Annotated in this window: 17 protein-coding genes and 1 pseudogene; 10 read left to right on the plus strand and 8 right to left on the minus strand. The window is 36.3% G+C overall.

Annotated elements, in window-relative coordinates; all coding sequences use genetic code 11:
- Positions 1-248: hypothetical protein (locus BZK16_RS14635; protein ID WP_233145285.1), on the plus strand; the 248-nt coding region annotated here is incomplete at its 5' end.
- Positions 249-261: 13 nt separating this feature from the next.
- Here the strand turns inward: BZK16_RS14635 and brnQ are convergent.
- Genes brnQ through creB form a run of 4 tightly spaced genes read right to left on the minus strand, consistent with a single transcriptional unit; the run spans position 262 to position 4,172 of the window.
- Entirely contained in the window at positions 262-1,608 is a 1,347-nt protein-coding gene (gene brnQ / locus BZK16_RS11070; RefSeq protein ID WP_077928961.1) for a branched-chain amino acid transport system II carrier protein, read from the minus strand.
- A gap of 60 nt (positions 1,609-1,668) precedes the next feature.
- The gene (locus BZK16_RS11075) at positions 1,669-2,031 is read right to left on the minus strand and encodes a DMT family protein (RefSeq protein ID WP_077929032.1); all 363 of its coding nucleotides are present in this window, start codon (positions 2,029-2,031) and stop codon (positions 1,669-1,671) included.
- Between the two features lie 6 nt (positions 2,032-2,037).
- Entirely contained in the window at positions 2,038-3,477 is a 1,440-nt protein-coding gene (creC, locus tag BZK16_RS11080) for a two-component system sensor histidine kinase CreC (RefSeq protein WP_077928962.1), read from the minus strand.
- Between the two features lie 2 nt (positions 3,478-3,479).
- Positions 3,480-4,172 carry a two-component system response regulator CreB gene (gene creB / locus BZK16_RS11085; protein ID WP_077928963.1) on the minus strand — a complete coding sequence of 231 codons (693 nt, stop codon included), beginning with the start codon at positions 4,170-4,172 and terminating at the stop codon, positions 3,480-3,482.
- Positions 4,173-4,241: 69 nt separating this feature from the next.
- Here creB and BZK16_RS11090 point away from each other — a divergent pair, with 69 nt between their 5' ends.
- From BZK16_RS11090 to BZK16_RS11110, 5 genes are all read left to right on the plus strand, one after another.
- Positions 4,242-4,712 (plus strand): peroxiredoxin, encoded by a 471-nt coding sequence (locus BZK16_RS11090; protein ID WP_077928964.1) that lies wholly within the window; start codon positions 4,242-4,244, stop codon positions 4,710-4,712.
- A 237-nt stretch (positions 4,713-4,949) separates the two neighbouring features.
- The gene (locus tag BZK16_RS11095) at positions 4,950-5,417 is read left to right on the plus strand and encodes a CopY/TcrY family copper transport repressor (RefSeq protein ID WP_077928965.1); all 468 of its coding nucleotides are present in this window, start codon (positions 4,950-4,952) and stop codon (positions 5,415-5,417) included.
- Positions 5,414-5,623 (plus strand): heavy-metal-associated domain-containing protein, encoded by a 210-nt coding sequence (locus tag BZK16_RS11100; RefSeq protein ID WP_077928966.1) that lies wholly within the window; start codon positions 5,414-5,416, stop codon positions 5,621-5,623. Before BZK16_RS11095 ends, BZK16_RS11100 begins: the two co-directional genes overlap by 4 nt.
- Before the next feature lies 1 nt (position 5,624).
- On the plus strand, positions 5,625-7,832 hold the full coding sequence (locus BZK16_RS11105; protein ID WP_077928967.1) for a heavy metal translocating P-type ATPase: 2,208 nt from the start codon (positions 5,625-5,627) through the stop codon (positions 7,830-7,832).
- A 141-nt stretch (positions 7,833-7,973) separates the two neighbouring features.
- Positions 7,974-10,673 carry a DUF2339 domain-containing protein gene (locus BZK16_RS11110; RefSeq protein WP_077928968.1) on the plus strand — a complete coding sequence of 900 codons (2,700 nt, stop codon included), beginning with the start codon at positions 7,974-7,976 and terminating at the stop codon, positions 10,671-10,673.
- Positions 10,674-10,718: 45 nt separating this feature from the next.
- On the opposite strand, the gene BZK16_RS11115 is transcribed toward BZK16_RS11110, so the two are convergent.
- Both BZK16_RS11115 and BZK16_RS14155 read right to left on the minus strand, forming a co-directional pair.
- Positions 10,719-11,273 carry a hypothetical protein gene (locus BZK16_RS11115; RefSeq protein WP_143691170.1) on the minus strand — a complete coding sequence of 185 codons (555 nt, stop codon included), beginning with the start codon at positions 11,271-11,273 and terminating at the stop codon, positions 10,719-10,721.
- On the minus strand, positions 11,266-11,454 hold the full coding sequence (locus BZK16_RS14155; RefSeq protein ID WP_143691171.1) for a hypothetical protein: 189 nt from the start codon (positions 11,452-11,454) through the stop codon (positions 11,266-11,268). The genes BZK16_RS11115 and BZK16_RS14155 overlap by 8 nt, the downstream gene beginning before the upstream one ends.
- 243 nt (positions 11,455-11,697) lie before the next feature.
- Here BZK16_RS14155 and BZK16_RS14160 point away from each other — a divergent pair, with 243 nt between their 5' ends.
- The 4 genes and pseudogenes from BZK16_RS14160 to BZK16_RS14715 all read left to right on the plus strand — a co-directional run.
- Positions 11,698-11,814: a helix-turn-helix domain-containing protein gene (locus BZK16_RS14160; RefSeq protein WP_143691172.1), complete on the plus strand. Its 117-nt coding sequence runs from the start codon at positions 11,698-11,700 to the stop codon at positions 11,812-11,814.
- Positions 11,815-11,901: 87 nt separating this feature from the next.
- Entirely contained in the window at positions 11,902-12,231 is a 330-nt protein-coding gene (locus tag BZK16_RS11120) for a helix-turn-helix domain-containing protein (protein ID WP_332881409.1), read from the plus strand.
- Entirely contained in the window at positions 12,210-12,710 is a 501-nt protein-coding gene (locus BZK16_RS14710) for an IS3 family transposase (protein WP_269845027.1), read from the plus strand. The genes BZK16_RS11120 and BZK16_RS14710 overlap by 22 nt, the downstream gene beginning before the upstream one ends.
- Positions 12,707-13,189, plus strand: a pseudogene (locus tag BZK16_RS14715) (IS3 family transposase); the annotation flags it as partial. The gene BZK16_RS14710 and the pseudogene BZK16_RS14715, both read left to right, overlap by 4 nt.
- Positions 13,190-13,262: 73 nt before the next feature.
- Here the strand turns inward: BZK16_RS14715 and BZK16_RS11135 are convergent.
- Positions 13,263-13,712: an META domain-containing protein gene (locus BZK16_RS11135; RefSeq protein ID WP_077928973.1), complete on the minus strand. Its 450-nt coding sequence runs from the start codon at positions 13,710-13,712 to the stop codon at positions 13,263-13,265.
- A gap of 18 nt (positions 13,713-13,730) precedes the next feature.
- A complete protein-coding gene (locus BZK16_RS11140) occupies positions 13,731-15,896 on the minus strand; it encodes a RelA/SpoT family protein (protein WP_077928974.1) in 2,166 nt (721 codons plus the stop codon).
- Position 15,897: the final 1 nt, after the last annotated feature.

Consider the following 15,897-nt stretch of genomic DNA (forward strand, 5'->3'; position numbering starts at 1 on the left):
TCATTTTTTTAGTTAAATCTTTGCATTTAATATTTAGTAATAAACATAAAGTACTGACTATTGCCAAAACACTAGGTAATACTAATAGATCAAATGCCCATATAGCGGTCACAATCATCCATATGCAAAGTATTATTGTAGGAATAACTTTGGGTTGCAGATTCACAAGAAATTCTCCTTTTATTTATTCAGAACATCTTACAACAAGAAAACAAAAAAGCTGGCTTAATCAAGCCTGCTTTTGGTAGTCTCTGTTAATATTTAATTTGGGGCTTGGTGCTTAAAACTCAAAGCCCAGCCAATCACAAGACCAATCAATGCTGGTGTAATCCAGCCCATATTGATATCTGAAAAAGGCAAAATGCCATCCACGTATGAGGTGATGTTCAATACGATTGGATTTTTACTAATCACATCTGTCGTTGCTTTTAATCCTTCAATGATCGCCGCAAGTAACGTAAAAATAGTCGTGCATTGATACACAATTCTTTTATGCTGAAACAATGGCGATAACAATGCCAATAGAATTAATGTAATCGCTAAAGGATATAAGAACATCAATACAGGCACAGAGATTTGAATGATAGAAGTTAAACCAACATTCGCAACTAACAATCCTGCGATACTAAATCCATGCACAAAATTACGATAAGAAATAGATGGAAACAATTCATGGAACATATCAGAACAAGCCGTGATTAAGCCTATCGCTGTTTTTAAGCAGGCAATCGTTACAATGATCGCCAATAAAATTGAACCTAAGAAACCAAAATAGTGCTGAGAAACTTGCGCCAATGCAATGCCGCCATTTGCGGATAATGAGAATACATTTAAGCTTGTTGCGCCAATATATGCCAAGCAACCATAAATCAATGCCATTAGAACAACGCTGATAAAGCCTGACTTCATCACATCTTTGGCAATATCTGTTGGATTGGTTACGCCAAAGCGTTTAATAGCACTCACAACAATGATACCGAAAGCCAAAGAAGCCAACGCATCCATTGTGTTATAGCCTTCTGTGAATCCTTTGAAGAAAGCATTTTGCTGATAACTTGGATGAACAGGCAATGTTTCAATTGCACCCATTGGCTTCACAAAAGCACTCACAATCAAAAATGCTAAAAACACTAGGAATAATGGATTCAATACTTTGCCAACCCAAACCATGATATTCGTTGGATTCAAAGATAATAACCAGCTCAATAAAAAGAAAACCAAGGAGAATGCTAATAATCCATAGCCCAACATATCCGCACTTAAAAATGGCGTAAAACCAATTTCAAAGGACACTGTTGCTGTTCTTGGTAATGCAAAAAATGGTCCGATCGTTAAATACAGCGCCATCGTGAAGAACAAACCATATTTCTGTGAAACGCGGCTTGATAAATCATACAAACCATTACTTTTAGAAAAGCCAATGGCAAGCACGCCTAAAAATGGCAAACCAACACCCGTTAAAATGAAGCCTAATGTTGCGATATAAGTGGAAGCACCTGCTTCTTGTCCCATATGAATTGGGAAAATGAGATTGCCTGCACCAAAAAAAAGCCCAAATAACATCGAGCCAATGGTTAAATATGCGGAGAAAGAAAGTTTACTGTTCATTTGAGTTGGATCTACGGTTGAATGCTATTCATAAAATAATGGGCAGAAATCCTACCATAATTACATCCATCCACTCATGATTTCTTTACGGAACATGAAAAATACGGCGCCCAATAAACATAATCCCGCCCAGATATAATCTAATCTAAAAGGTTCTTTCAATATGAATAGTGAAAATGGGATGAATACAGACAAGCTTAAAACTTCCTGAATGATTTTAAGCTGCCCTGCTGTTGCGACTTCATAACCAATTCGATTAGCTGGCACTTGCAACAAATATTCAAAGAGCGCAATTCCCCAACTCACTAAAGCCGCAATCACCCAAGCGCGAGAGTGCATATATTTCAAATGCCCATACCAAGCAAATGTCATAAATACATTGCTCAAGGTTAATAAACCAATGGTGATGAATAGAGGATGGATATTCATTTAGCGATGCCCTTCTGGAATATGGATGCAAACATTCACACCATTATCTTTGTTTTCGATGGAAATTTCACCTTTGTGTAAAGCAATAATCTCCTTCACAAAGTTTAAGCCTAAGCCTGTGCTTTTCTCGCCTGAATCTGGGCGCGGCAAAGAATAGAATCGTTCATATAAGCGTGACAATGCATAATCCGGAATGTGCACGCCTTCATTGTGAATGTTAATCTCAATGTGATGATTATGAGATTTGCCATCAATACTCAGTCGCCCTTGATTTGGCATAAAATCAATCGCATTACTGATGATATTGGATAATGCTTGTGTCATTAAAAAGTGATCACCAATGAATGTTAGATTCGGCTGTAGATTGCATTGCACATTAATCCCCTTTTGCTGAAGCAATGGTGCAAAGCCATCTAGAACTTCATTCATCAATATAGATAAATTTAAACTTTGGCTGGATTCCAGTGATTGCTTTTTCTCAACCATGCTGAGCTTTAATACGCGATCAATTAAATTCTGTAAACGAGCACTTTCTCGCTCAATGTTTCCTAAAAACTTACGCTGAGTTTCTTTATCCATGTCATTTTGCAATAACTCACTTGCGCCACGAATCGCCGCCAATGGGCTTTTTAGTTCATGAGTTAATGTATTCACATAATGCTCAACGTACTCTTTGCCATCCAACTCTTCACGTAGATTGGATAAAGTTGAAGCCAATACATTGAGGTCTTTACCATAAAATTGTGGCTGAACTTCCCGCTCGCCTTTCCCAAGCTTCTTCGCGTAATCAATCAATTTTCTGAATGAAAAACCTAGCCACCACGATAAAATCGCCCCAACCACAATACTTGTGCCAAATAGAATCAAAGCAAAAAATGTGAGCTCTGATTTTGCACTCGCAATATAAGCATCCGTTGTGCTATTCGGCTTAGAAACTGTTAATACACCAATGATTTCACCTTGATGATAAATCGGCGCACCCACATACATAATGGAAGAAACGCCTTTAATATCATATTTGGAAATCCCTTTAGAACTTCTCGCGCCATATTGCCCATGTAAAGTGAGATAAACATCGCGCCACTCAGAATAATCCTGCCCAACTGCACGATTTTCTGAATCAAACAGCACAATGCCATTTTTATCTGTGATGTAAACATTCAAGCTCACATCACTTTTCTCCACATCCCAAATCTTAGCTTTAGGATCACGCTGTTGATACGCGAGCATTCTTTGCTGTAAATATTCTGGCGTGATTTTTTCATCTTGTAGATCAAACGCCACAATTTCTGCTAAAAGATTTGCTGTATCTACTAATGTTTCTTCTGTCGTTTGGCGAACACTTGGATAAACTTGACGCGAAAATAGATGCACCATGAAATAACCACAGAGCGCCACAAAGAGAAAATAGAAGATAAATATTCGCTTGGAAATCGCCATATTTAATTATCCAGCTCAAAACTATAACCAAAACCACGATGTGTTTTAATGACATCCAATTCAGGATTAATCTCTCTCAATTTGGCACGAATAGCTTTAATGTGCGTATCAATCGTGCGCTCATAACTCGCATCAGCAGAAACACCCACAGCATTCAATAATTGATCTCGACTTAAAATTTGCTTAGGGTGATTCAATAAATGGGACAAAATCTGATATTCATGGCGCGTTAAAGATAATCGCTCGTTATCATAAGTAATCGCAAAGCATGTTTCATCTATTGAAAAACCTGTGCTTAAAATTGGTTCTTCCAATATCATTTTATTGTCAATTGGTTGAACACGTTTCAGTATCACTTTAACGCGGGCAACCAATTCCCTTGGGCTAAAAGGCTTACCAATGTAATCATCTGCACCAATTTCTAAACCCACAATGCGATCAATTTCATTATCACGCGCTGTTAAGAAAACCACTGGGATTTCTGAAAATTTACGCAGTTGCTTGCACACTTCAAAACCATTTAAATCAGGCAAACCTACATCTAGAACCCAGAAATCATAAGCATTGCTTTGCTGTTGTTCGAGCGCTTTTGTCCCCAAAGTCACCCAATCACATTCAAAACCTTCCTGCTGTAATGCGAACAATATTGTATCCGCAATGCTTTTTTCATCTTCAACGACTAAAATCTTGGTCATGCTTATTGGTCATCCATCAGTTATTTTCTGCTATTATCTCATAATATTTTACTCACTTAGGAGAGCATTATGTCAGAGTCTATTACGATCCAATCCCTTTGGAATGTCAAATTCCCAACGCAATCAGAAGAAAAATCTTTAAGTGATATTGTTGGCACTGCAAAGTATTTGGTTGTTTATTTTTATCCTAAAGATAATACGCCAGGATGCACCAATGAAGCAAAAGCATTCCAAGAACATTTGGCAACCTTGCAATCATTGGATACAGCAATTGTAGGTATTTCTCGTGATTCTGTAGGATCACATCAGAAATTTGTGGATAAATATAACCTTGAATTCCCACTGATTTCAGATAAAGAAAGCCAAGTTTGTAATGCTTTTAAAGTCATTAAAGAAAAAAGCATGTTTGGTAAATTGGGCTTTGGTATCGAGCGCAGCACTTTCTTATTGGATAATGAAGGCAATCTCTTGAAAGAATGGCGCAAAGTAAAAGTTGCAGAACATGCAGAAGCTGTAATTGAAGCGATTAAAGCACTTTGATTTCTAATTACAAAAAGAAAAGCCTAGCCTTCGCTAGGTTTTTTTATATCTAAAATATCTTTCCTCTTTATTAATAAAATTATCTACAATTGTAGATGACAATTTAATGAAAAATCATCATCTTAGTAAATTATATCACTCATAGACATCAAAAATGTTTGCATTATTCACAATCAAAGATTATTATCTCTACCAATAACGACTACAATTGTAGTCATTTAATTTTAGGATAGATGAATGTCACACATTAAAATTACGAAAACAGAATGGGAAGTGATGCGTATCCTTTGGACGCAAGGTGAATGCTATAGCAATGATGTCACCACATTACTGTCTGAAAAATTTGAATGGAAACCTTCAACCGTTAAAACCTTAATCGCACGTTTAGTGAATAAAGGTTATGTCGGTAAACATGCTGAAGGTAATCGCTATCGTTACTTCCCTACCATTTCAGAAAAAGAGTCGCTCCAACAAACTCGCGCTGAATTGGCTCACCATATTTGTTCCACGAAAATGGGTAAATATATTGCTGCATTACTAGAGGAAAACCCTCTTTCCCACAGCGATATTGCTTTAATTGCTCAAGCATTAGAGAAAAAATCATTGGTTGCACTCGATAAAGTTCCGTGTAACTGCATTAAAGGTCAATGTACATGCATTGATGATTGTTGTTCTGAGAGTATTAAAAAAGGAAAAATCGCATGAAAAAAGTAACATTTTCTGTACCAGAAATGAGTTGTGGCCATTGTACTTCTTCCATTGAAAAAGGATTAAGTGCTGTTGCTGGTGTTCATTCAGTAACATCTGATTTAGCAACAAAAACAACAACCATTGAGTTTGACGATGCAGTAACAACTGCTCAGTTAATCGAAACATTTGATGATATCGGTTTTGATGTAAAGGAAGCATAATATGAGTTCAAATGAAACAATTCGCCAAGAGACATTTGCCATCACAGGAATGACATGCACCAACTGTTCTGCACGTATTGAAAAAGCCTTAAATAAAAAGGAAGGCATTACAAATGCGTATGTGAATTTCGCGACAGAAAAAGCGGTTGTTTCATTTGATACAAATGTTATGACAACAGAAACAATCGAAGACATCGTTACTAAAGCTGGTTATGGTGCGATCCTAGATTTAGCAGAAAACCAAGAATCCTTGGAAAAAGCTCAAATTAAAGAGCTTAAAAAACTAAAAATAGAACTCATCATAAGTAGCTTATTATCTCTCCCAATGGTGATTGGTATGTTCGCCATGATGCTGAAAAGTGAAGCTGCATGGGTTCATTTTGTGCATACACCTTGGGTGCAATTACTATTAACAACACCTGTTCAATTTTATATTGGTGCACGTTTTTATAAAGGCACGTATCTATCTTTAAAAAATGGCTCAGCAACGATGGATGTTCTCGTTGCACTCGGCACAACAAGCGCATATTTATTAAGTATTTATAATGGTTTCTTTAGCAATCCTCAAGGGCACTTATACTTTGAAGCTAGTGCTGTAATCATCACATTAATTCTCTTAGGTAAATATCTAGAACATTTAGCAAAATCTCGTACAAACAGTGCGTTAAAACAATTATTAGATCTTCAACCTAAAACAGCACTAGTTTTAGATGAAAACAATCAACCCAAAGAAATTCCTGTAGAAGCAGTTAAAGTGGGCGATTTGATTTTAATCCAACCAGGGCGTTCTATCCCTGTGGATGCTGAAGTAGTTTCAGGCTATACATCCATTGATGAAAGCATGCTCACAGGCGAAAGCTTGCCTGTAGAAAAGAACATCGGCGATGTGATTTACAGTGGCACAATGAATAGCACAGGTACATTGACTGCAAAAGTATTGAAAGCAAGCAATGACAGCACATTATCTAAAATCATAAAAATGGTGGAAGATGCACAAGGTAGCCGTGCACCGATTCAAAAATTAGCCGACACAATTTCTGCAATCTTTGTGCCAACAGTGATTGCTATCGCAATTCTAACTTGGTTAATCACTTGGTACATCACGAAAGATTCAACCACAGCTATTATTCATGCCGTTTCAGTATTAGTAATCGCTTGCCCATGTGCTTTAGGTTTAGCAACGCCAACTGCAATTATGGTGGGTACAGGATTAGGTGCTCGCCATGGCATTTTAATCAAGAACGGTGAAGCACTAGAAACAGCTTCCATCATCAATGCTGTGATCGTAGATAAAACTGGCACATTAACAGAAGGCAAACCAGTTGTAACTGATTTCCAAGCTTTTTCTAATGATGATCAAACAATTCTAACGGTATTATCATCCCTCGAAACATTCTCGGAGCATCCTTTAGCGAAAGCCATTGTGAACTATGCCAATGATCAAGCAATCAAACCACAAACTGTTGATAATTTTACATCACACACAGGTTTTGGTATTTCGGGCGATTTGAATGGCAAAACATATTATGTGGGCGCAAAGCGTTTTATGGATCAACAAAACATCAATGTTGATGCACATATTGATGTGATCCAGCAATTAGAAAGTACTGGTAAAACTGTGATGTTATTGGGTTCGGATCAGCAGCTCGTTGGATTAATCGCCGTAGCGGATCAAGTGAAACCAACGACAGCAGAAGCAATTCAACGCTTACAAGCGAAAGGTATCGATGTTTATATGATGACAGGCGATAACAAGCGCACAGCCCTTCATATCGGCTCACAAGTTCATTTGGATGAATCACATATTTTTGCAGAAGTATTGCCACAAGATAAAGCAAACTATGTGAAAGAACTACAAAGCAAAGGTTTAAAAGTTGCCATGATTGGTGATGGCATGAATGATGCACCAGCATTGGCACAAGCGGATATTGGCATTGCAATGGGTACAGGCACAGATATCGCAATGGAAAGTGCAGACATCACAATCATGAATGGTGACTTAATTAATGTAGATCGTACTTTGCAGTTATCCAAAGAAACCATGAAAAAGATTCGCCAAAATCTCTTCTGGGCATTCTTATACAACACAGTTGGCATTCCATTCGCAGCCTTTGGTTTATTGAGCCCAATCATCGCAGGTGGCGCAATGGCATTCAGCTCTGTGAGCGTATTAACGAACTCATTATTGTTGAATAAGAAGAAACTGTGATTTCAATCGCTACTTTTTAAACTCAATCAAAGCAGATCTCATGATCTGCTTTTTTATTATTTATAAACTTGTAATTACATTTACCAAACAATAAAACAATGTATAATTATAAAAATAATAGTCCCTTAAAGGAAATCTACAATGGGTGAAATACTAATCTTCATCATCGGCGCGATAGGCTTATGGCTGATATTCATTCGCCAACCTAATCGAGAAAATAAAAATCGCATTGAAGAACTCACAAAAATTCTAGATCTCTTGCAGTATAAAGTGGATAGATTAGAAAAAGAGCTCAAAGAAAAACAACTTACTCAGCCTACAACTAAAAATTGTTATGATCAGCAAAGAAAATTGTTCTTACAACAATTATCTCCACCGACTGAAAACGTTGCTATACCTGATATTGAACAACCTATTACATCTCAAGAAGCCACTTTAGAGAGCTTCTTAGATCAGGAGACATTACAAGAAATTCAAATGCAGGTTGCTCAGGAATTAACGCCTCGACCAGCTGTGAAACAAATCGCCCCAACCGTTGATTTAAAACCTCAATCTAAAAGCTGGATTCAAAAAGGCATTGATTGGCTAAGTGATGGCAATGTGCCAGTCAAAGTAGGTATGTTGATTCTATTATTTGGCGTTGGAGCGTTATTAAAATACGCATTGGATCAATCATGGTTCACAATGACACACGCATTATTGCTCACAAGTGTTGCTGCATCTGGTGCTTTTGTTTTTGCTTATTACAAACGAGAATCTCACCGATTATTTTCCTTAACGGTACAAGGTGGCTCGATTGGTGTTCTTTTATTAACGTTATTCACCGCAGGAAAAATCGAGGAACTCATTTCCTTAAATACTGCATTTGCAGGATCATGTGCCTTAATTGTTTCAACGGCTGTTTTATCCGTGAGGCAAAATGCAATCGCCCTTGCCATCTTTGCAATATTTTCAGGATTCATGGCGCCTATTTGGTTATCATCAGGCAGCAATAACTACATTGCCCTATTCTCATATTACACATTATTGAATCTTGGAATCATTGCCATTGCATGGTTTAAGCCTTGGCAAAAACTTAATCTGCTTGGCTTTATTTTTACTTTTGGTGTTGGGATTACTTGGGGCGTTTTAAAATATACACCACAAAATTTCAGCACAACCGAGCCGTTTTTAATTCTATTCTTTGTGTTGTATCTCATCATTCCAATTTTCTATGCAAACCGAATGAAAGATCACAAAGAGAAAATTGTCGATGCATTTTTAGTCTTTGGAAATCCTTTAATTGCATTGTCTATTCAAGCGTATTTATTAGAGTATTCAAGATCTTCATTAACACTCAATGCTTTCGGACTTGCGCTAATTTATTGTGCCTTAGCTTATTCTATTCGTCGAATTACAGATTATCGTTTACTCAAAATTGCTTATACAGCTTTATTCTGGCTCTTTGTAATTTTGGCAATACCATTGGCATTTGCAGCGAAACAAACAGGCATCATCTACACATTATTTGGCACAATGCTCTTTTGGTGGGCTGAAAAATCTAATGATGCTTACACTAGAGCAATTGCGATTCTCTTCCATATCTTATCTGTATTCACTGTCATTTATGGCGTGATGGCTAGTTTTTCATTAATAGCTTATACAGCTAATTTCATTGCATTAGCTTTCTCTGCATTCTTCATCACATATCAATGTATCCGACATCAACGTCATGATTTAGAAAAAGCCATGTTGGCAAATGGTTTATTCTTTTGGCTATTGGCAGGGATTTTGCAAATTTTAGATAGCAATATTACTCATACAACAACTGCAATAAGTTTCTTCTTTGCTGGTACCGCTCTCATTATCGCGATGGTATATACACAATTTATCCAAAAATTAGCGCAGAGCATATTATATCCAGACCTTACATTCGGCATATTTATCGTAGGTACTGTGGTTTACATGTCACCATTATTAAGCCATTTGCCTTTAACATTAGATACTGCTCGATGGCTCAATGGTAGCTTCTTATTAGGATATCTATTCATCGGTTTATTCTGGCTAGCTTTCTGGGTTCTGCGCGAAGAACAATCGCCCATTATTCAATCTTCACAACTCTGTTTTTGGTGCATTAGCCTATTCATGCTTTGCTATGATTTCAATGGCTTTGCTCATGTGTTGGTCGATAATGCTAGCCAGATTCAATTATCGTGGGTATTTGTCGCATTACCTTTAATAGGTTTTTATTATATCTTAACATGCAAACCACAGTGGCTCATTGCCCCATTTGAAGATAATAGATTAATCCAAGGTCGAAGCTTTATCCTCTCACTCATCGCTATTATTTTCTTTATATGGATTGGGCTATTCCACACAGCAGGCAAAATGTTCTTATTGCCAATATGGTTACCAATTTTCAATGCTTATGACTTGGCACAAATCTTATTGATTGCTTGTGTTGTACATTTTTTCATTACTGCACGAATCAAACATTATATCTATTGGTCAGCAAGCCTTAGCTTAATCATGATCACACTCATGATTGTGCGTACATGTTATTTCTATCTTGGCTTAACTCATTGGTCAATCAGCTTATTGTTCGATAAAAATATCCAAATCGCTTTCACAATTATTTGGACATTATTGGGCTTTACCTTCTGGGTTTATGGCTCTAAAAAACGTTCTCATTTGATTTGGAATATTGGTGCTGCATTGATGGGCTTAGTTTTATTGAAACTATTACTCATTGACCGAAGCAATCTTGGCAATGTTACAGGTATTATTTCATTCATTGGCTATGGTTTATTCTGCTTAGTGATCGGTTATTTAGCACCACAACCACCGAAAGAGCAATCATAATTCACCAATAAAACAAAAGGCGCTTAAAGCGTCTTTTTATTATCCTCAAATTCTATACAAGATTTTACGAATCCATAATTGTGTTAAGAATGCCATCATTAATCCATTGATAAAAATCTGAATGATTAAATTAGCAATATATTTACCGCTATAAATTTGCACCAAGTAATTAGCAAATAAAATACTCACAAATAGTGATATCACTAATAGTATTACCACTATCACTAAACGCAATTTTATAAATTTATTTACCTCATAAATATCAGCATATTGAACGCGATCATATATTAAGCAAACTATTAATACAGCTAACGATATCTGTATTTTGAAAATAGAAAATTGCGCTAAAGATAATTGAAAAATTACAACCATCCAGTAAAACAAAAAGGCAACTGTACAAAATACTAGAAACAATTGCATACCATGACTCAATGGCATTACATCTTTGGCACGTTTAACAGGAAAACCTAAAGCAATTACTAACCATAAAAGTAATGGTGCAAATAAAGGTTCAATCAACATACCCAAAAAAGGTAGAAAATAAAATGATAGCCATCGTAAAATTTCGTACGATATTTTTCCTTCTAAGCCTTTAATCATGCCCAAAGATAGTCCCATCATCAATAAAGATAAAATTAATGACAGTGCACAGCTCAAAATAATTAATGTAACTAAGTTTTTCAGTGTGATTACTAATGGTTAATGCTGAAATATCAGCATTGCCATGACTAATGTTGGCAAGATAACTAACAACAATGTATAAAGATTTAATTGTTGCCACAGAAAACCACTTACCAATACTGTTTGTTCCGAATATATACCAAAACCAATGTACAAAATAATACGGGCAAAAAAGATGCCTAGTATTACAGAACTTGGCAAAATTAAAGGCTGTAACTTATTTATATATTTCATAGTATTTTTATTATGAATGATTCATAGAAATATCATACTACATAAGAAAAAAGCTCACTGTTTTTGAACTGCACCCCAAAAGTTGGACACAACTTTGGGGTGTTTTTATATGGCGAAGTATTCTTTTGACTTCAAATTGAAAGTCGTTAAGTTCTATCAAAAAGGTAATGGTTATCGCTCTACAGCTGATCATTTTAATATCGATCAATCCACTGTTAGAAAGTAGATTAAAGCCTATGGATATCATGGTAAAGCAGGGATTCAACCAAGAACAACAAAACGATCATATTCTGCTGCATTTAAACACCATGTATTGAGGTTTATGTCAGATCATTATTATTCTGTTCGTGAAGCTGCTGCATATTTCAATATTCCTGCGTTTACATCTGTATTAGAATGGCAATCTCTGTTTGAACAAGGTGGTTTAACAGCCCTTGAGCCACGTAAGAAAGGAATATCTCAAAAGATGAAGCGACCAAAGAAACCTGATAATCGTACAGAACAAGAAAAACTGATTGATAAGCTTCAAGCTGAATTAGCTTATCTTCGTGCGGAGTATGATGTCTTAAAAAAGTTTCAGGAGCTAGATGCGAAGGAAGAAGCGCTAAGGCGCAAACAATCATCGCAGAAGAACTTAAAGTAAAACATTCATTACCATCTTTGTTTAAAATCATGAAGCTTGCTAGAAGTACTTATTACTACCATAAACTAGCCCTTGCTCAGCCTGATTCTGATGAAAGTCTCAAAGAGCGAATTGCAGCTATTTTCCATGAGCATAAAGGCCGATATGGTTATCGTCGAATTACAGCAATCTTGCAAAAAGAGTTTGTGATTAATCATAAAAAGGTTCAACGAATCATGCAATTATTGAACCTTAAATCATTAGTTAGGATTAAAAAATATCGATCTTATAAAGGTCAAATTGGGAAAATAACAAGAAACATTTTAAAACGTAATTTCAAAGCCACAAAGCCGAATCAAAAATGGGTAACGGATGTAACAGAGTTTAAGGTAAATGGTGAAAAGCTGTATTTATCGCCTATTTTAGATCTATACAATCAGGAGATTATTAGCTATGAAGTTGCTAGGAATTCCAAATATGAATTAGTGGGCAAAANGTAACGGATGTAACAGAGTTTAAGGTAAATGGTGAAAAGCTGTATTTATCGCCTATTTTAGATCTATACAATCAGGAGATTATTAGCTATGAAGTTGCTAGGAATTCCAAATATGAATTAGTGGGCAAAATGTTGCGTAAAGCATTGAAACATTTAAAGCTGCAGAAGAAAAGTCGCAAGAAGCTGATTCTAAATTCTGATCAAGGTTGGCAATATCAAATGAAACCCTATCAACAATCCTTAAAAGATCATCAAATCAGACAAAGTATGCCTCGTAAAGGCAACTGCTATGACAATGCTGTGATTGAAAACTTCTTTGGTATTTTGAAGTCTGAGTGTTTTCATGTGAAAAAATTTGAATCAGTCGATCAACTAGAGAAAGAAATTCATGAGTACATCGATTATTACAATAATGATCGAATTAAACTCAAACTAAGAGGACTGAGTCCGATAGAATATCGAAATCAGTCCTTATCTTTATAATTTATAAACTGTCCAAGTTTATGGGGTCAGTTCATTTTGTGAGCTTTTTATCATTCATATTGAAAATATCTGATTACATATAATCTTTTAACCAGAATTTTAACGTTGTTTTATCATTGGATAAAATTAAGTTCTTACCATCATCTTCCAATGAAACTTTCGCACCATTTTCTAACAACTGGTTAATTTTTTGATCGAGTTGATTTAATGTTGCATCACTACAGAATTTACGAGTCATGCCAACGCCTTTAGCCATTAATACACCATTTTTCAACTCGCCTTGACCAAAATAGTTATTACACATTTCGCCAGAGATATTCATCTTTTCGCCAAACGCAATATTTGGGGACATTGCATTCTTGGCTGTACGATAAGCTTTGCCATCAATTTCCGTCAAAACATAATTATGATGCTGAAGATCTTTAGCTGTGACAACATGTGAGCCTTGATTCATTTCACTACCTTCACTTGCACATGCTGTTACTAATAGTAATGTTGCTGCTGACATTAAAATTTTCTTCATAATGACCTCTTTTGAGATTTATCGTCTGTGAGCTTCTATCACAAATGGTAACTGAATTAAGCGATCAATCAAACGACTTAATTGATTTAAATGATTCAATTCAACCGTAGCAAAGATTGTCGCAATGCCTGATTCATCATTTTTAATCGTAATATCAATGATTCGTAATTGTTCATTCGTGATTAAGTTATTCACTTCTTTCAATAAGTCATGATGCGGATGTGCTTTAATAATTAAATCAGATGTTGCTTTTTGATCAGCATCATAGCCCCAATCCACATCAATCTCACGCGCTGGCGATTGCTCCACCATATTGATGAAGTTTGAACAAGTTTTACGATGAATCACAACACCACGATTAATTGTTACAAATCCACCAATCACTTCAGGTGGCGCTGGTTTACAACATGGCGCCATTTGCACCAATAAATTACCAACACCTTGAACACGAACGCCGCCATCATTGCTCTTCGATTGCGTTTGTGGGCGAATCAAGGAATCTGGCGTAATGGCAGGTTCTGCCACATGCATATTCGGTACACGTGTTAAGAATTGGTTAATAGTGACTTCACCAGAACCTAATTGAGCATGTAATTCATTAACTGAATTACAGTTCAGTTTCTTCGCAATTTTTAATAATGCATCTGGCGATAAGTTTAAATTCAAACGTGAGAACTCACGATCCAATAACTGTTTACCTGCTGCAATATTTTTCTCTTGTGCCTGTTGCTTGAACCAACCACGAATTTTCGCACGGGTTCTGTTAGATTTAACATAAGCCAAATGTGGTGATAACCAATCTCGGCTTGGAGAGGCATTTTTCCCTGTTAAAATCTCAACTTCATCACCGTTATTCAACACATAAGTTAATGGCACAATTCGACCATTCACTTTTGCACCACGACAACGATGACCTAAATTTGTATGAATTTGATAAGCAAAATCCAACGGCGTTGCACCTGCCACTAATTCGATTGCTTCTCTATTCGGTGTTAATACATAAACATTTTCACCAAAAAGATCTTTGTCCAACAGCTCTTTAGTCGATTCGCTATTAGCTTCTTGGTCCAACAATTGGCGAACGCGATTCAATTTAGCTTGCTGACTTAAAGATGCATCACTCTCTTTATAATGCCAATGGGCAGCAACGCCCAACTCTGCATGTTCATGCATTTTTCGTGTACGAATTTGTACTTCAATCGCTTTATTATTCGGCCCTAAAACAGCGGTATGCAAAGATTGATAACCATTAGGTTTAGGGTTAGCGATATAGTCATCAAACTCTTTTGGCAAAGGTGGCCATTTTTCATGAACCATGCCTAAAACACGATAGCAATCTGATAAGTTTTTCACAATTACGCGTACAGCACGCACATCCAATAACTCTTCAAAAGATTTACCTTTTGTGGTCATCTTTTTCCAAATACTGTAAATGTGTTTCACTCGGCCTGAAATTTCAGCTTCAATATGCTCCGCAGCCACCATCATTTCTAATTCTTCAATGATTTGATGGATATAAACTTCACGATCCAATCGTTTCTCATTCAAGTTTTTAGAAATCATTTTGTAATCTTGCGGTCTTAAATAGTGAAGAACTTCATCTTCCAATTCCCATTTAANCTCATTCAAGTTTTTAGAAATCATTTTGTAATCTTGCGGTCTTAAATAGTGAAGAACTTCATCTTCCAATTCCCATTTAAAACGACTCAATCCCAAACGATTCGCTAATGGTGCAAAAACATCGCGCGTTTGCTCTGCCACTGCAATTTTAACTTCATCACTTTCAAATTTTAAGTGGCGCATTTTCACCACTTGATTTGCCAAAATGATCACCAATGTTTGAACGTCTTCAACAATGGCCAATAACATTTTTCGTAAAATTTCTTTCGTTTTTTCCTGCGCACCTGACAAATCACTCGTTTCTTTCAACAAGTTCAATTGGCGCAAGAAACTACGATAAGATTCTGGCACTTGATCGATTGGAATTTCCAACACAAAGAACATCGCCGTGACGCGCAGAGGAATACCAGAGACTTGACCCAATAAATAAGCAGTTTCCAATGCTCGTTTAAAGCGTTCATCATCTTGGTATTTCATTAAAAATTGATATTCTTCATCGGGCCAACAACCGTGGCACTCGGTGAACCAATCCCGCAATTTTTTCTCGTCAACGACTCTAGACATC

This window comes from Wohlfahrtiimonas populi (assembly GCF_002006795.1).
Taxonomy (GTDB): Bacteria; Pseudomonadota; Gammaproteobacteria; order Cardiobacteriales; family Wohlfahrtiimonadaceae; genus Wohlfahrtiimonas; species Wohlfahrtiimonas populi.